Consider the following 16,106-nt stretch of genomic DNA (forward strand, 5'->3'; position numbering starts at 1 on the left):
GCCTGACCCGACCTACAAAAAAAGCCGGGTCGCATTACGCACCCGGCTTTTTTTTATGCCGCCTGTTCAGTGGTCTGCTGCGCCTTCAGCCAGGCAATTTCTTCTGCCCAGATATCCGGATTGATGGTTTCCAGCACCATCGGAATACCGTCAAAGCGGGCGTCCTGCATGATAAAGCGGAAGGCATCGTGGCCGATATTGCCTTCACCCAGGCTGTGGTGACGGTCAACGCGGCTGCCGAACGCGCTTTTCGCATCGTTTAAGTGCATACCGCGCAGATACTTAAAGCCCACCACGCGTTCAAACTCATCGAAGGTGTTTTTTGTGGCCTCGGTTGTGCGCAGATCATAACCGGCAGCAAACGCGTGACAGGTATCAATGCACACGCCCACGCGGGATTTGTCCTCCACGCCGTCGATAATCGCCGCCAGATGTTCGAACTTAAAGCCGAGGTTGCTGCCCTGACCGGCGGTGTTTTCAATCACTGCGGTGACGCCTTTGGTCTTATCCAGCGTCATGTTGATGGATTCGGCGATGCGCGCCAGACAGGCGTCTTCGTCGATTTGCATCAGATGGCTTCCGGGATGGAAGTTCAGCAGCGTCAGCCCCAGCTGCTCGCAGCGCTGGACTTCATCGAGAAACGCCTCACGGGACTTTTCCAGCGCTTCCTGAACCGGATGCCCAAGATTAATCAGATAGCTGTCGTGCGGGAGGATCTGGCCAGGCCCGTAGTGGTATTTTTCGCAGGCGGCCTTGAAGTCATCAATCACTTCTGCGGTGAGGGGAGCGGCGCGCCACTGGCGCTGGTTTTTGGTGAACAGGGCGAAAGCGGTCGCCTCGATTTCGGCGGCGCGAATGGCGGCATTGGCAAGGCCACCGGCAGCGCTGACGTGCGCTCCAACATATTTCATAAAAAGACTCCTGTTAACCCGAAATGCCTATGATAACGGGTTAACAGGAGAAGGACGAGATGGTTTATGCCAACAGGCTGTGTACCGCAAGGTTAATCGCGCCGCCGCCCACAATCAGCCAGATGAAGAGCACCAGCGCCATCAGCAGCGGTTTCGCACCGGCTTTTTTCAGCGCGCTGACGTGAGTGGTCACACCCAGCGCCGCCATTGCCATCGCCAGCAGCACCGTATCCAGCGTCACCAGCATCTCCACTACCGCTTTTGGCAGCAGGTGGAAGGAGTTAAAGATGGCGACCACGATGAACAGGATCGCAAACCACGGAATGGTGATTTTGCTCTTCTCGTTGCCGCCAGCCGGAGCAAGCTGTTTAACCCGTGCCGCGAGGAAAATCAGGAACGGCGCCAGCATCATTACGCGCAGCATTTTTGCGATGACTGCCGCGTTTTCCGCTTCCGGGTTAATGGCATGACCTGCCGCCACCACCTGTGCCACTTCGTGCATGGTCGAGCCAATATAGATGCCGTAAGTTTCCGGGCTAAACCAGTGCGCCACCAGCGGATACATGGCCGGGTACAGGAAGATCGCCAGCGTACCGAAGATAACAACCGTCGCGACCGCCACCGTCACTTTACTGGCTTCTGCTTTGACTACCGGCTCCGTCGCCAGCACCGCGGCCGCACCGCAGATGCTGCTGCCTGCACCGATCAGCCAGCTGGTCTGTTTATCCAGGCCAAAGATCTTCTGGCCAATAAAGCACGCCAGTAAAAAAGTGCTCGAAAGGGTCAGGACGTCGATGGCAATCCCGCTGACGCCCACATCCGCAATCTGCGAAAAGGTAAGGCGGAAACCGTAAAGGATAATCCCGAGACGTAATAAATGCTGCCTGGCGAAAATCACGCCGCCGTCGCAGGATTTCCAGATGTGCGGGTAAACGGTATTCCCCACCACCATGCCGAGCAGAATGGCCAGCGTTAAGGCGCTGAACCCCGCACCGGCAACTGCCGGTATACTGCCGCCCCATAAGGCCACACCGGTAACCACGGCGCTGAGCGCAAGACCCGGCACGAAGTGCCACACTGTACGATGATGTTGTAAGGTGATTTCTGACATAACCTTCTCCTTTGTCTGGCTAAAGGTTACGGCGCTCTGGCTTAAAAATAAAATTGATTATATATTTATAATCAATCTTTATAAGTGGTAAGCAACCATGCACATTACATTGCGTCAGCTGGAAGTTTTTGCCGAAGTGCTGAAAAGCGGCTCGACAACCCAGGCGTCACAAATGCTGGCGCTCTCGCAGTCCGCCGTCAGCGCGGCCTTGACCGATCTTGAAGGGCAACTGGGCGTGCAGCTTTTCGACAGGGTAGGGAAGCGGCTGGTGGTGAACGAACATGGCCGCCTGCTGTACCCGCGCGCGCTGGCCTTGCTGGAGCAGGCGATTGAAATTGAACAGCTGTTCCGCGAAGACAACGGCGCGATCCGCGTCTACGCCAGCAGCACGATCGGCAACTACGTCCTGCCGGAAGTGATCGCCCGCTACCGCCGGGATTTCCCGACCCTGCCGCTGGAGATGAGCGTGGGCAACAGCCAGGACGTGATTAACGCGGTCATTGATTTCCGCGTGGATATCGGGCTTATCGAAGGGCCGTGCCATAACGTCGATATCATTGCGGAACCCTGGCTTGAGGATGAGCTGGTGGTGTTTGCTTCCCCGGCCTCTTCCTTACTCCAGGGCGAGGTCACGCTGGCGCGTCTTGCGCAGGCGCAGTGGATCCTGCGAGAGCAGGGTTCCGGCACGCGTGAGATTGTCGATTACCTGCTGCTGTCCCATCTGCCGCAGTTCCAGTTAGGGATGGAGTTAGGTAACTCCGAGGCCATTAAGCACGCCGTCCGTCATGGCCTGGGTATCAGCTGTCTTTCCCGACGGGTGATCGCCGAACAGCTGGAAACCGGCTCACTGGTTGAGATCCCCGTTCCACTGCCGAAGCTGGTGCGCACGCTGTGGTGCATCCATCATCGTCAGAAACACCTTTCCAGCGCGCTCCAGCGTTTTCTGCGCTACTGCGAGATGTAAAAGCGCCCCTCACCCCAGCCCTCTCCCCAGAGGGGAGAGGGCTGGGGTGAGGGGAAAAAATTATGCTTTACTTATAATCCTGGCCGAGTCATGAAGCTCTCTAATAACAGAGCATTTCTGCCGGAAGCAACGCAGATCGTCTGCTACAATCGCGCCTCATTTATTGAATGGACAGCATTTTCACATGGTTTCAGAAACTAAAACCACAGAAGCGCCCGCGCTACGTCGCGCACTTAAGGCGCGTCACCTGACGATGATCGCCATTGGCGGCTCCATCGGTACAGGTCTTTTCGTTGCCTCTGGCGCAACGATTTCGGCAGCCGGCCCGGGTGGGGCATTATTCTCTTATATCCTGATTGGCCTGATGGTTTACTTCCTGATGACCAGTCTGGGCGAACTGGCGGCATATATGCCGGTGTCTGGTTCGTTTTCTACATACGGACAAAAATACGTTGAAGAAGGCTTCGGCTTCGCGCTGGGCTGGAACTACTGGTACAACTGGGCGGTGACCATCGCCGTTGACCTCGTCGCCGCACAGCTGGTCATGACCTGGTGGTTCCCGGACACGCCAGGCTGGATCTGGAGCGCTCTGTTCCTGGCGGTTATCTTCCTGCTGAACTACATCTCCGTGCGCGGTTTCGGCGAAGCGGAATACTGGTTCTCTTTGATCAAAGTGGCAACCGTCATCATCTTTATCGTCGTCGGTGTGGCGATGATCGTTGGTATTTTCAAAGGGGCTGAACCGGCGGGCTGGAGTAACTGGACGATAGGCGATGCGCCGTTTGCCGGGGGCTTCTCGGCGATGATTGGCGTGGCGATGATTGTTGGCTTCTCCTTCCAGGGCACGGAGCTGATTGGTATCGCGGCCGGTGAATCCGAAAACCCGGAGAAGAACATTCCGCGCGCGGTGCGTCAGGTGTTCTGGCGTATCCTGCTGTTCTATGTCTTCGCGATCCTGATTATCAGCCTGATCATTCCGTATACCGACCCAAGCCTGCTGCGTAACGATGTCAAAGACATCAGCGTCAGCCCGTTCACGCTGGTCTTCCAGCACGCGGGTCTGCTCTCTGCGGCGGCGGTGATGAACGCGGTGATCCTGACGGCGGTACTGTCTGCGGGTAACTCCGGGATGTACGCCTCCACCCGTATGCTCTACACCCTGGCCTGCGACGGCAAAGCGCCGCGTATTTTCTCAAAACTGTCTCGCGGTGGCGTGCCACGCAACGCGCTGTATGCGACCACGGTGATTGCGGGCCTCTGTTTCCTGACCTCCATGTTCGGCAACCAGACGGTTTACCTGTGGCTGCTTAACACCTCTGGTATGACGGGCTTTATTGCCTGGCTGGGTATTGCCATCAGCCACTACCGTTTCCGTCGCGGGTACGTCAAGCAGGGTCATGATCTGAATAATCTGCCGTACCGTTCAGGGTTCTTCCCGCTGGGGCCGATTTTCGCCTTCGTTCTGTGCCTGATCATTACCCTGGGCCAGAACTATGAGGCCTTCCTTGCGGACACCATTGACTGGGGCGCTGTCACGGCCACCTATATTGGCATTCCGCTGTTCCTGATCATCTGGTTTGGCTACAAACTGACGAAAGGAACACGCTTCGTTCGCTACAGTGAAATGGATTTCCCGGAACGATTTAAACAATAACCGCACTTCCTCTCTTTTAGCCCGCTCAGTTGAGCGGGCTTTTTTATGGGCAGATCAGAAGCTGTAGGTCATGCCAACGGTATAGCGACGCCCGTCGAGCACGGTGTCATACGTATCGTAATCAATCTGCTTATCAAGCACGTTATACACACCGGCGGTTACCAGCAGGTTTTTGTTGGCGTTGTAGCGCATACCGACGTCAACCTGAGTGTAGGACGGTGTGCCCTGGGACATTGACGTGCGGCTCAGGTACTCAGACGTTTTACCGCGCAGGTTCACGCGGCTCCAGAAACCGACATCGTGCGTCGCCTGCCAGTCGAGGGTGGTGTTGAACATGTGTTTCGGCATTTTGTTCAGTGGCTTGCCGGAGAACTGGCCGCTCTTCTGCTCGGATTCCGTATAGGTATAGTTTGCCGTCCAGTTCAGATCGCGCGTGATTTTCCAGCCGAAGGAGGATTCCACACCGCGCATGTTGGCTTTGTCCACGTTGACGCGGTCGCTCACGAAATCATAGCTGTGACCGCCAATCGTACAGGCGGGATCGGCGCTGCTGTTACAGCGGCGAACTTCCGTAATCTTGTCCTTGAAGTCGGTATTAAACAGCGTCACACCGGCATTCAGGTTATCGTTGTTATCCCAGAGCAGGGCGAGTTCTTCGCTGAGGCTCTTCTCTGGTTTCAGATCCGGGTTGCCGACGATGATACCGTCAAGACGTCCGCCACCGGTCACCTGGCCCCAACTGGCAGACGACTGACGCAGGTCCGGCGCACGATAGCCAGCCGAAACCCCGCCTTTCAACGTCCACTGTTCGGCCAGGTGCCATACGCCGTAACCGCGCGGCGTCCAGTTAGTACCGTAGTTCTGGTCTTTGTCCATCCGCAGGCCGCCGGTCAACGTAAAGCTTTCCGTCATTGACCATTCATCTTCGGCAAACAGGGCCCAGCTCCAGCGCGTCAGTTTGTTCAGGCCGTCAGCAGCTTCCAGCTGATTACCGTTGTCGCGCAGTTTCTCATAGCGATACTGCCCGCCAAGGGTCAGAGTGTGATCGCCGAGGAAAACCTGGTTCTGGTTGTTGAAGGTGGTGTTATAGGAGCGCATTTCGCGACCTGGATTATTGGTCTCTTCCTGCTGGATATAGCTGGTGGTATTGAAGTCATCGTAATAACCGCTGTGGGTTAACGAGTAGGTCGTATGCTCATAGCGCGAGTCGCTTTTGGTGGTTGGCGTACAGGTCGTTCCCCGGCAGGTTTCCGTCGCTTTTGACATCCCCGGCGTGCTGTTTCTGTCCTGAAGCTCACGAGCAAAATCAAGGTCGAAATCGTTCTTCTCGTCCGGCGTGAAGTTCAGCGTAATACCACCGTTACGCATCTTCTGCTCGTTATAGCCGTTCACGATCTTATCTTCTGCGCGGCGTGACAACAGCCCCGTCACTTTTGCGCCCAGCAGCCCGTCAATCAGAGGACCAGAAGCGTAGGCGTTGGTCTGGAAGATATCGCCGGAATCATGGTTTTCCTGGAAGGTGGCATCGCCGTGCAACGAACCGGTCCAGGCTTTGGTGTTCGAGACTTTTTTGGTGATGACGTTGATAACGCCACCCATCGCATCGGAGCCGTACAGCGAGGACATCGGGCCGCGGATGACCTCGATGCGCTCAATGGACTCCAGCGGCGGCAGCCAGCCTTGTTCAATACCCGAGTTGTCGCTGTTTGGGCGGGTGCTTCGCGTACTGACGCGTTTGCCGTTCACCAGGAACAGGGTGTACTGAGAGGCCATGCCGCGAATACTGATGTCACTGCTACTCCCGCCGCCCGTGACGACCACGCCCGGGACGTCTCTCAGGGCATCGGTAACATCACGGTAGGCTTTATCTTCAATTTGCTGTTTTGAAATCACAGAGATGGAGGCGGGAGCATTCTGGATCTTTTGTTCAAAACCGGTCGCGGTGACGACAACGGTGTCCTGATCGGCTGCGTGAACGAAGGAGGAACATGTGGCAGCGCCAACGGCGACGGCCAGGAGTTTAATGCGTGGTATTGTCATTTGTACATTCCGTATAAAAATGAATAAAACTCCATCGGGATAACCCTGAGAACTGTATGTTTTTGTCTTGTAAGAACTCTTTGCGATGGAGAAGAGCCTGGAATTGTACAAAAGAATGTAGAATTGTAAACACAAATGATAATTGAAATCATTTGTGTTTGATAAAGGAGTGCAGAAAAGAGGCTGGATTCAGGCGGATAGCAGGATGTAAAGAGGGTGAGGGAAAGACCCGGTAGACAGGAGGCGCTACCGGGCAAAAGGCGGAACTTACCTGAACAGATGCTCCGCATGGAAGCGGAGATGATCCTCAATAAAGGACGCCATAAAGTAATAGCTGTGGTCGTATCCCGGCTGAATGCGCAGCGTCAGCGGCCAGTCCTTCTGGCGTGCGGCTTCCGCCAGCAACGCAGGCTGTAACTGCCCGGCGAGGAACTGGTCGGCGTCGCCCTGATCCACCAGCATCGGAATAGCGTTTTCTGGCTGGCTCGCCAGCATCAGCGCGCAGCTGTCCCATTCCTGCCATTTCTCGGCATCTTCACCCAGATAATGCGTAAAGGCTTTTTGCCCCCACGGCACCTGCGTTGGGTTCACAATCGGTGCAAACGCGGACACGCTGGTGTATTTCCCCGGGTTTTTCAGCGCCATGATCAGCGCGCCGTGGCCGCCCATCGAATGACCGCTTATCGCGCAGCGCTCGCTGACCGCAAACTGAGCGTGCACCAGGGCAGGCAGTTCATCACGAATGTAGTCATACATGTGGTAATGGCTCGCCCAAGGCTGTTCCGTGGCGTTGAGATAGAACCCGGCGCCTTTACCCAAGTCGTATCCGGCATCGTCGGCCACGTCATCGCCACGCGGGCTGGTGTCTGGCATGACCAGCGCTATGCCCAGTTCGGCGGCAATACGCTGGGCACCCGCTTTGGTGGTGAAGTTTTCGTCGTTGCAGGTCAGGCCTGAAAGCCAGTACAGCACCGGGGGATTGTCCGCAGGGGGCAGGAAAATGCTGAACGTCATAGCACAATTCAGCGTGGTGGAGTCGTGCCGCCAGCGCTGCTGTCGACCTTCAAAACAACGATGCTCTTCGAGCAGTTCCATGCAGGGCTCCTTTTACGAAAAACGATTCATAAAACGCATAATACAGAGTTTTCATTGGCCTGTGAGCAACTTTCACTTTCGCAGGACGGCGAGATGTTGCATCATAAATTTACTTTTCTTTAACAATTGGAGCGATCATGGCGCTGCGTATCGCGCTCAGCGGATTTGTGGTTCTGGTCGTCGCGATGGGGATAGGGCGCTTCGCCTTCACCCCTCAGGTGCCGCTGATGATTGCCGCCGGGCAACTCACGCTCACCAGCGCGGGGCTGGTGGCAGCAATGAACTATCTGGGCTATCTGGTAGGGGCATGGGATGCCATGCGGGCGCATCGCTTCGTTGAAACACGTCTCTGGCTTGGCATCACCGGTGCGGTGGCGCTGACGCTGCTCTCCGCGGCGGCAGAAAATGCCGTCGTTCACGGTCTGCTGCGCTTTGTGATCGGCTGCATGAGCGGCTGGTCGATGGTGCTGATTGCCGCCTGGACCAACGAGCGGCTGGGGCAGCTGGGCAAACCGGGACTCAGTGCGGCCGTCTTTGCCGGACCCGGGGCCGGAATTGCCCTGAGCGGCCTGCTGGCGGTCTATATTCAGGCGAAATCCCTTTCAGCCGGGGCAGCATGGCAAATCTACGGCGTACTGGCGCTGGTGCTGATTGTGCTGGTGGCGCGCTATTTGCCGCGCGCGGGACAACTTCATCGCCCCGGTACCGCACCTGAACCGCTGCTGCTGACCGCAGATCTCAAGCGTCTGGTCTGGAGCTACAGCCTGGCAGGATTCGGCTATATCCTCCCGGCAACCTTTTTATCGCAAATGGCCGCGGTGCGTTTTCCCGGCAGCCTGTTTGCCCAGTTTGTCTGGCCGATATTTGGCGCCGCCTCGGTGGTGGGGATTGCGCTCAGCATTGCCCTGCGGCATACATCAAGCGCTAACCGCAGGCTGGCGATTGTTCTGTGGTTACAGGGCGTTGGCGTGCTGGCGGCCTGGCTGCTGCCGGGCATTGGCGGCTTGCTGACGGGCGGACTGCTGGTGGGCGGCGGCTTCCTCTGCGCGGTGCAGCTCTCGCTATTATGCGGACGCGAGCTGGCGCCAGACCACACGCGTTATATGGCGGGTCTGCTCACCACCGGGTATGCCATTGGTCAGCTGGTGGGGCCGGTCACGTCGGCACTGTCAACCTGGCTCACGCACCGGCTGGAGCCTGCGCTGGGGCTGGCGGGGATCGCGCTGTTCGTTGCCGGGGCGTTAGTCTGGAACCGTCAGGCTGAAAGGCAACAGCAATTGCAATAATTATCGTCGTGAATACTGGATTATGTGCGTCGCCTCACGCACAATGAGCGCACACTTTTGCCACAACGAGGGCAAAAGACGCCACACCTGCAGGAGAAAAGAATGTCATCACTCAGTAAAGAAGCAGCCCTTGTCCATGAAGCGCTGGTTGCGCGCGGTCTTGAAACGCCACTGCGCCCGCCCGTGCAGGAGCTGGACAATGCCACCCGCAAGAGTCTGATCGCCGGCCATATGACGGAGATCATGCAACTGCTGAATCTCGATCTGAGCGACGACAGCCTGATGGAGACGCCGCACCGCATCGCGAAAATGTACGTCGACGAAATTTTCTCCGGCCTGGATTACGCGAACTTCCCGAAAATCACCGTCATTGAAAACAAAATGAAGGTCGATGAGATGGTGACGGTACGCGACATCACGCTGACCAGCACCTGCGAGCATCACTTTGTGACCATCGATGGTAAAGCGACGGTGGCCTATATTCCAAAAGATACGGTGATTGGCCTGTCCAAGATCAACCGCATCGTGCAGTTCTTTGCCCAGCGTCCGCAGGTGCAGGAGCGTCTGACGCAGCAGATCCTGACCGCACTGCAAACTCTGTTGGGTACTAACAACGTGGCGGTCTCTATCGACGCGGTGCACTACTGCGTGAAAGCGCGCGGCGTGCGTGATGCAACCAGCGCGACCACCACCACCTCGCTGGGCGGACTGTTCAAATCGAGCCAGAACACCCGTCAGGAGTTCCTGCGCGCGGTGCGTCACCACAACTAATCAGACAGGGCAGGGACCATGGAGCGAAACGTCACGCTCGATTTTGTTCGCGGCGTCGCCATTCTCGGTATCCTGCTGCTGAATATCAGCGCCTTCGGTCTGCCGAAGGCCGCCTATCTGAATCCTGCGTGGTATGGCGACATCACGCGCAGCGATGCCTGGACGTGGGCAATTCTCGATCTCTTCGCACAGGTGAAATTCCTGACCCTCTTTGCGCTTCTGTTTGGCGCGGGACTTCAGCTTCTCCTCAAACGCGGTACACGCTGGATCCAGGCGCGTTTAACGCTGCTGGTTATCCTCGGCTTTATTCACGGGCTGCTTTTCTGGGACGGCGATATTCTGCTCGCGTATGGTCTGGTGGGCCTGATTTGCTGGCGCCTGATCCGCGACGCGCCCGGTGTAAAAAGCCTGTTTAACACCGGCGTAATGCTCTATGTCATGGGACTGTGCGTGTTATTGCTGCTCGGCATGATTGCCGGTGGCGCCACCAGCCGTTCGTGGATCCCGGATGCGGCTAACCTGCAATATGAGCAGTTCTGGAAGCTGAAAGGCGGCATGGAAGCGATCGGCAACCGGGCCGATATGCTCGGCGATAACCTGCTGGCGCTGGGGGCGCAATACGGCTGGCAGCTGGCGGGGATGATGCTGATGGGGGCCGCCCTGATGCGCACCGGCTGGCTGAAAGGGGAATTTAGCCTGCGTCACTATCGTCGTACGGGAGCAGGGCTGGTGCTGCTCGGTGTGATCATCAACCTCCCGGCGGTGATTGTGCAGTGGCATCTTCAGTGGGATTACCGCTGGTGCGCGTTCCTGTTGCAGGTGCCGCGCGAACTGAGCGCGCCGTTCCAGACCATTGGCTATGCGGCGCTGATCTATGGCTTCTGGCCCCAGCTTTCTCGCCTGTGGATCGTCAGTGCGGTGGCCTGCGTTGGGCGGATGGCGTTAAGCAATTACATCCTGCAAACGCTGATATGCACCACGCTTTTCTACCGATTCGGCCTGTTTATTAAATTCGACCGACTCACCCTACTGGCGTTTGTTATTCCGGTCTGGATTGTTAACGTGGTGTTTTCGGTTGTCTGGCTGCGTTATTTCCGCCAGGGCCCGCTGGAATGGGCATGGCGACAGTTAACCGCCCGTGCTTCGGGCGTGTCATTGCGTAATACATCCAGATAACGATCTGGATCACAATCATTAACAAAACGGATGTAAGCGTTTTCATCTGTGTGAGCTTCTTCACGTAGTCTCCTCTCTCTCGCTGCCAGAATAGCCACCTTGCTAAACACAGGGGGTGTCTGTGAGTTGCTGCAATCCTTTAAAGGATGGTGAATATGATCACCATTCGTGACGTCGCCCGCCAGGCGGGTGTTTCTGTTGCTACCGTCTCCCGCGTGCTGAACAACAGCGCGCTGGTCAGCCCTGAAACGCGTGAAACCGTGATGAAAGCCGTGACCCAACTGGGGTACCGGCCAAACGCCAATGCCCAGGCGCTGGCGACGCAGGTCAGCGATACCATTGGCGTCGTGGTGATGGACGTGTCGGACGCCTTCTTCGGTGCGCTGGTTAAAGCGGTGGACGTTGTTGCCCAGCAGCACCAGAAATATGTGCTGATTGGTAACAGCTATCATGAGGCTGAAAAAGAGCGCTATGCCATTGAAGTTCTGATCCGTCAGCGCTGTAACGCCCTGATTGTGCACTCTAAAGCCCTGAGCGATGAAGAGCTGGCCGGGTTTATGGAGCAGATCCCCGGCATGGTGCTGATCAACCGTATCGTGCCCGGTTACGCGCACCGCTGCGTCGGTCTGGATAACATCAGCGGCGCGATGATGGCGACGCGGATGCTCATCAGCAACGGCCATCAGCGCATTGGTTATCTGGCCTCCAGTCACGGTATAGAAGACGACATGATGCGCCGTGAAGGCTGGCAAAACGCCCTGAAAGAGCAGGGCATCGCGCCGCTGGAGAGCTGGGTAGGTACCGGTTCGCCGGACATGCAGGGCGGTGAAGCGGCAATGGTTGAACTGCTGGGGCGTAATCTTCAGCTGACGGCCGTGTTTGCCTATAACGACAGCATGGCGGCGGGGGCGCTTACCGCGCTGAAAGACAACGGCATTGCGGTGCCACAGCATTTATCGCTGATTGGTTTTGATGATATCCCGATTGCCCGTTACACCGATCCGCAGCTGACAACGGTGCGTTACCCCATTGCGTCGATGGCGAAACTGGCGACAGAGCTGGCGTTACAGGGGGCGGCAGGGCTGTTAGATCCTGACGCAACGCATTGTTTTATGCCGACTTTAGTACGCCGCCATTCGGTCTCTGTTCGACAAACTGTGGCTCCGATCACTAACTGATAACATCACGTGATGTAACCGTTTTCAATCTGTGAGTAAATTCACAGTATCTTAACAAGCCGCTGTCTATGATGTCAGCGTTTTAGGGGCTGAAACACAATGTAACGGTGACTATTCACTTTTACCGTTACGAGAGTGCCTCAAACAACGAATAAAACGCATTTCTGGAGCGTTACCGAACACGGAAGCTGGACATTTTATAAGTGAACTTCGGCGATCAGTAACGTTTTATTAACATCTGCCCGCCAACCGTTTTTCACAAGAACTACCCTGCATAAAAAAAACCGGAGATACCATGAATAAGAAGGTGTTGACTCTGTCTGCTGTTATGGCAAGCATGCTTTTTGGCGCAGCAGCCCACGCTGCGGATACCCGTATTGGCGTGACTATCTATAAATACGACGACAACTTCATGTCTGTTGTGCGTAAAGCAATTGAAAAAGATGCTAAATCAGCGCCAGACGTGCAGCTGCTGATGAATGACTCCCAGAATGACCAGTCCAAACAGAACGATCAGATTGACGTTCTGCTGGCAAAAGGGGTGAAAGCGCTGGCTATTAACCTGGTCGACCCGGCAGCGGCAGGGACGGTGATTGAGAAAGCGCGCGGCCAGAACGTGCCAATCGTCTTCTTCAACAAAGAGCCTTCCCGTAAAGCGCTGGATAGCTATGACAAAGCGTATTATGTGGGCACTGACTCCAAAGAGTCCGGCATTATCCAGGGCGATCTGATTGCCAAACACTGGGCGGCGAACCCAAACTGGGATCTGAACAAAGACGGCCAGATTCAGTTCGTTCTGCTGAAAGGCGAACCGGGCCACCCGGATGCTGAAGCCCGTACCACGTACGTTATCAAAGAGCTGAACGACAAGGGTCTGAAAACCCAGCAGCTGGCGTTAGACACCGCAATGTGGGACACCGCTCAGGCGAAAGATAAGATGGATGCGTGGCTCTCTGGCCCGAACGCCAACAAAATTGAAGTGGTCATCGCCAACAACGATGCGATGGCAATGGGTGCCGTTGAAGCGCTGAAAGCACACAACAAATCCGCTATTCCTGTATTCGGTGTGGATGCCCTGCCAGAAGCGCTGGCGCTGGTGAAATCTGGCGCAATGGCCGGTACCGTGCTGAACGATGCCAACAACCAGGCGAAAGCCACCTTCGATCTGGCGAAAAACCTGGCCGACGGTAAAGGCGCGGCTGACGGCACCAGCTGGAAAATTGAAAATAAAATCGTTCGCGTTCCATACGTGGGCGTAGACCAGTCCAACCTGGCTGAGTTTATCGGTAAATAAGTTATCTGAATTGTCTTCACTGGGCGCAATTCGTTGCGCCCTTTTATAACGCGATATGCGAGGCCAACAAGGTATAATTATGGTCAGCACAACTACTCAGTCGTCCGGTGAATATTTGTTGGAAATGACCGGTGTCAACAAGTCATTCCCCGGTGTTAAGGCACTCGATAATGTTAATTTAAAAGTGCGTCCTCACTCTATTCATGCATTAATGGGTGAAAACGGTGCGGGTAAATCAACATTATTAAAATGCCTTTTTGGGATCTATCAAAAAGATTCTGGCAGCATTCTTTTTCAGGGAAAAGAGATCGACTTCCATTCAGCGAAAGAAGCACTGGAAAACGGTATCTCGATGGTACACCAGGAATTAAACCTGGTTCTGCAACGTTCGGTTATGGATAATATGTGGTTGGGTCGTTATCCAACCAAAGGTGTCTTTGTCGATCAGGATAAAATGTATCGAGACACCAAAGCCATTTTTGATGAGCTGGATATTGATATCGACCCGCGCGCACGCGTCGGGACATTATCTGTTTCCCAGATGCAGATGATCGAAATTGCCAAAGCGTTCTCCTACGATGCGAAAATCGTGATCATGGATGAACCGACTTCGTCATTAACGGAAAAAGAGGTTAATCACCTTTTTACCATTATTCGCAAGCTGAAAGATCGCGGCTGCGGCATTGTCTACATCTCGCATAAAATGGAAGAGATTTTCCAGCTGTGCGATGAAATCACCATCCTGCGCGACGGCCAGTGGATTGCCACTCAGCCGCTGGAAGGGCTGGATATGGACAAGATCATCGCCATGATGGTTGGCCGTTCCCTCAACCAGCGCTTCCCGGATAAAGAAAACAAGCCAGGCGAAGTGATTCTGGAGGTGCGTAACCTGACCTCGCTGCGTCAGCCGTCTATTCGCGATGTTTCTTTCGATCTGCACAAGGGCGAGATTCTTGGCATTGCAGGGCTGGTGGGCGCTAAGCGTACCGATATCGTGGAAACCCTGTTTGGTATTCGTGAGAAAGCCGAAGGCACCATTACCCTGCACGGTAAGAAAATCAATAACCACAACGCCAACGAAGCCATTAATAATGGTTTTGCGCTGGTGACGGAAGAACGTCGTTCCACCGGTATTTACGCTTATCTGGATATTAACTTTAACTCGTTAATTTCTAATATTCGCAATTACAAAAACAAAGTCGGGCTGCTGGATAACTCCCGCATGAAGAGCGATACCCAGTGGGTGATTGACTCCATGCGCGTGAAAACGCCGGGCCACCGTACGCAAATTGGTTCACTCTCGGGTGGCAACCAGCAGAAAGTCATTATCGGTCGCTGGCTATTAACCCAGCCTGAAATTCTGATGCTGGATGAACCTACGCGCGGTATCGACGTCGGGGCAAAATTTGAGATTTACCAGCTGATCGCTGAGCTGGCGAAAAAAGATAAAGGGATCATTATTATTTCTTCCGAAATGCCGGAATTGTTAGGGATCACAGACCGTATTCTGGTTATGAGCAATGGTCTCGTTGCCGGTATTGTTGACACCAAAACGACAACGCAAAACGAAATTTTGCGTCTTGCGTCTTTGCACCTTTAAGATCAGGGGCTCCTCATGAGTGCGTTAAATAAAAAAAGTTTTCTCACTTATCTGAAAGAAGGCGGTATTTACGTTGTTCTTTTAGTCTTGCTGGCGATTATTATTTTCCAGGACCCTACGTTCTTAAGTTTGCTGAACTTGAGTAACATTCTGACCCAGTCTTCCGTACGTATTATTATCGCGCTTGGCGTGGCGGGGCTTATCGTGACCCAGGGGACTGACCTTTCGGCAGGGCGCCAGGTGGGTCTGGCGGCGGTCATTGCGGCAACTCTGTTGCAGTCGATGGAAAACGCCAACAAGGTGTTCCCGGAGATGGCGACCATGCCGATTTTCGTGGTGATCCTGATCGTGTGCGCCATCGGCGCGGTGATCGGCCTGATTAATGGCATCATCATTGCTTACCTGAACGTGACGCCATTCATCACCACATTGGGCACGATGATTATCGTTTATGGTATCAACTCCCTGTACTACGATTTCGTCGGCGCGTCCCCGATCTCTGGCTTCGACAGCGGCTTTTCGACCTTCACGCAGGGGTTTGTTGCGCTGGGCAGCTTCCGTCTCTCCTATATCACCTTCTATGCGCTGATTGCGGTGGCGTTCGTCTGGATCCTGTGGAACAAAACCCGCTTCGGTAAAAACATCTTTGCTATCGGCGGTAACCCGGAAGCGGCGAAAGTGTCCGGGGTCAACGTGGCTCTGAACCTGCTGATGATTTACGCCCTGTCCGGTGTGTTCTACGCCTTCGGCGGGATGCTGGAAGCGGGCCGTATCGGCTCTGCCACCAACAACCTCGGCTTTATGTACGAACTGGATGCGATTGCGGCCTGCGTGGTCGGCGGCGTCTCCTTCAGCGGTGGCGTGGGTACCGTGCTGGGCGTGGTGACCGGTGTGATTATCTTCACCGTAATCAACTACGGCCTGACCTACATCGGCGTGAACCCGTACTGGCAGTACATCATCAAGGGCGCCATCATCATCTTCGCGGTAGCGCTGGATTCCTTGAAGTACGCGCGTAAGAAGTAA

Annotated in this window: 13 protein-coding genes; 9 read left to right on the top strand and 4 right to left on the bottom strand. The window is 55.1% G+C overall.

The window, feature by feature from the left end; translation table 11 throughout:
• Nucleotides 1-53: 53 nt before the first annotated feature.
• Both nfo and BH712_RS17600 read right to left on the bottom strand, forming a co-directional pair.
• Entirely contained in the window at nt 54-911 is an 858-nt protein-coding gene (gene nfo / locus BH712_RS17595) for a deoxyribonuclease IV (RefSeq protein WP_006811311.1), read from the bottom strand.
• Between the two features lie 64 nt (nt 912-975).
• Nucleotides 976-2,022: a YeiH family protein gene (locus tag BH712_RS17600; protein WP_006811310.1), complete on the bottom strand. Its 1,047-nt coding sequence runs from the start codon at nt 2,020-2,022 to the stop codon at nt 976-978.
• Nucleotides 2,023-2,119: 97 nt separating this feature from the next.
• Between BH712_RS17600 and yieE the strand changes: the two genes are divergently transcribed.
• A complete protein-coding gene (gene yieE / locus BH712_RS17605; protein WP_006811309.1) occupies nt 2,120-2,986 on the top strand; it encodes a DNA-binding transcriptional regulator YeiE in 867 nt (288 codons plus the stop codon).
• Nucleotides 2,987-3,170: 184 nt separating this feature from the next.
• Nucleotides 3,171-4,640, top strand: a complete 1,470-nt coding sequence (locus BH712_RS17610) for an amino acid permease (RefSeq protein ID WP_006811308.1) — start codon at nt 3,171-3,173, stop codon at nt 4,638-4,640.
• 54 nt (nt 4,641-4,694) lie between these two features.
• Here the strand turns inward: BH712_RS17610 and BH712_RS17615 are convergent, their stop codons facing one another.
• Together BH712_RS17615 and fghA are read right to left on the bottom strand one after the other, a co-directional pair.
• Entirely contained in the window at nt 4,695-6,680 is a 1,986-nt protein-coding gene (locus BH712_RS17615; RefSeq protein WP_006811307.1) for a ligand-gated channel protein, read from the bottom strand.
• Between the two features lie 267 nt (nt 6,681-6,947).
• The gene (gene fghA / locus BH712_RS17620; protein ID WP_006811306.1) at nt 6,948-7,775 is read right to left on the bottom strand and encodes an S-formylglutathione hydrolase; all 828 of its coding nucleotides are present in this window, start codon (nt 7,773-7,775) and stop codon (nt 6,948-6,950) included.
• 137 nt (nt 7,776-7,912) lie between these two features.
• On the opposite strand from fghA, the gene BH712_RS17625 reads away from it, so the two are divergent.
• The 7 genes from BH712_RS17625 to mglC all read left to right on the top strand — a co-directional run bounded on the left by BH712_RS17625 (nt 7,913) and on the right by mglC (nt 16,106).
• Complete coding sequence (locus tag BH712_RS17625) at nt 7,913-9,061, top strand: YbfB/YjiJ family MFS transporter (protein ID WP_006811305.1); 1,149 nt, start codon at nt 7,913-7,915, stop codon at nt 9,059-9,061.
• A 102-nt stretch (nt 9,062-9,163) separates the two neighbouring features.
• Nucleotides 9,164-9,832 carry a GTP cyclohydrolase I FolE gene (folE, locus tag BH712_RS17630; RefSeq protein WP_006811304.1) on the top strand — a complete coding sequence of 223 codons (669 nt, stop codon included), beginning with the start codon at nt 9,164-9,166 and terminating at the stop codon, nt 9,830-9,832.
• Between the two features lie 18 nt (nt 9,833-9,850).
• Complete coding sequence (gene yeiB, locus BH712_RS17635) at nt 9,851-11,008, top strand: DUF418 domain-containing protein YeiB (protein WP_006811303.1); 1,158 nt, start codon at nt 9,851-9,853, stop codon at nt 11,006-11,008.
• Between the two features lie 155 nt (nt 11,009-11,163).
• The gene (gene galS, locus BH712_RS17645) at nt 11,164-12,186 is read left to right on the top strand and encodes an HTH-type transcriptional regulator GalS (protein ID WP_032673963.1); all 1,023 of its coding nucleotides are present in this window, start codon (nt 11,164-11,166) and stop codon (nt 12,184-12,186) included.
• 295 nt (nt 12,187-12,481) lie between these two features.
• Nucleotides 12,482-13,480 carry a galactose/glucose ABC transporter substrate-binding protein MglB gene (gene mglB, locus BH712_RS17650; RefSeq protein WP_006811301.1) on the top strand — a complete coding sequence of 333 codons (999 nt, stop codon included), beginning with the start codon at nt 12,482-12,484 and terminating at the stop codon, nt 13,478-13,480.
• A 79-nt stretch (nt 13,481-13,559) separates the two neighbouring features.
• Nucleotides 13,560-15,080 (top strand): galactose/methyl galactoside ABC transporter ATP-binding protein MglA, encoded by a 1,521-nt coding sequence (mglA, locus tag BH712_RS17655; RefSeq protein ID WP_032673961.1) that lies wholly within the window; start codon nt 13,560-13,562, stop codon nt 15,078-15,080.
• A 15-nt stretch (nt 15,081-15,095) separates the two neighbouring features.
• The gene (gene mglC, locus BH712_RS17660; RefSeq protein ID WP_003859318.1) at nt 15,096-16,106 is read left to right on the top strand and encodes a galactose/methyl galactoside ABC transporter permease MglC; all 1,011 of its coding nucleotides are present in this window, start codon (nt 15,096-15,098) and stop codon (nt 16,104-16,106) included.

The organism is Enterobacter hormaechei ATCC 49162, from assembly GCF_001875655.1.
Lineage (GTDB): Bacteria > Pseudomonadota > Gammaproteobacteria > Enterobacterales > Enterobacteriaceae > Enterobacter > Enterobacter hormaechei.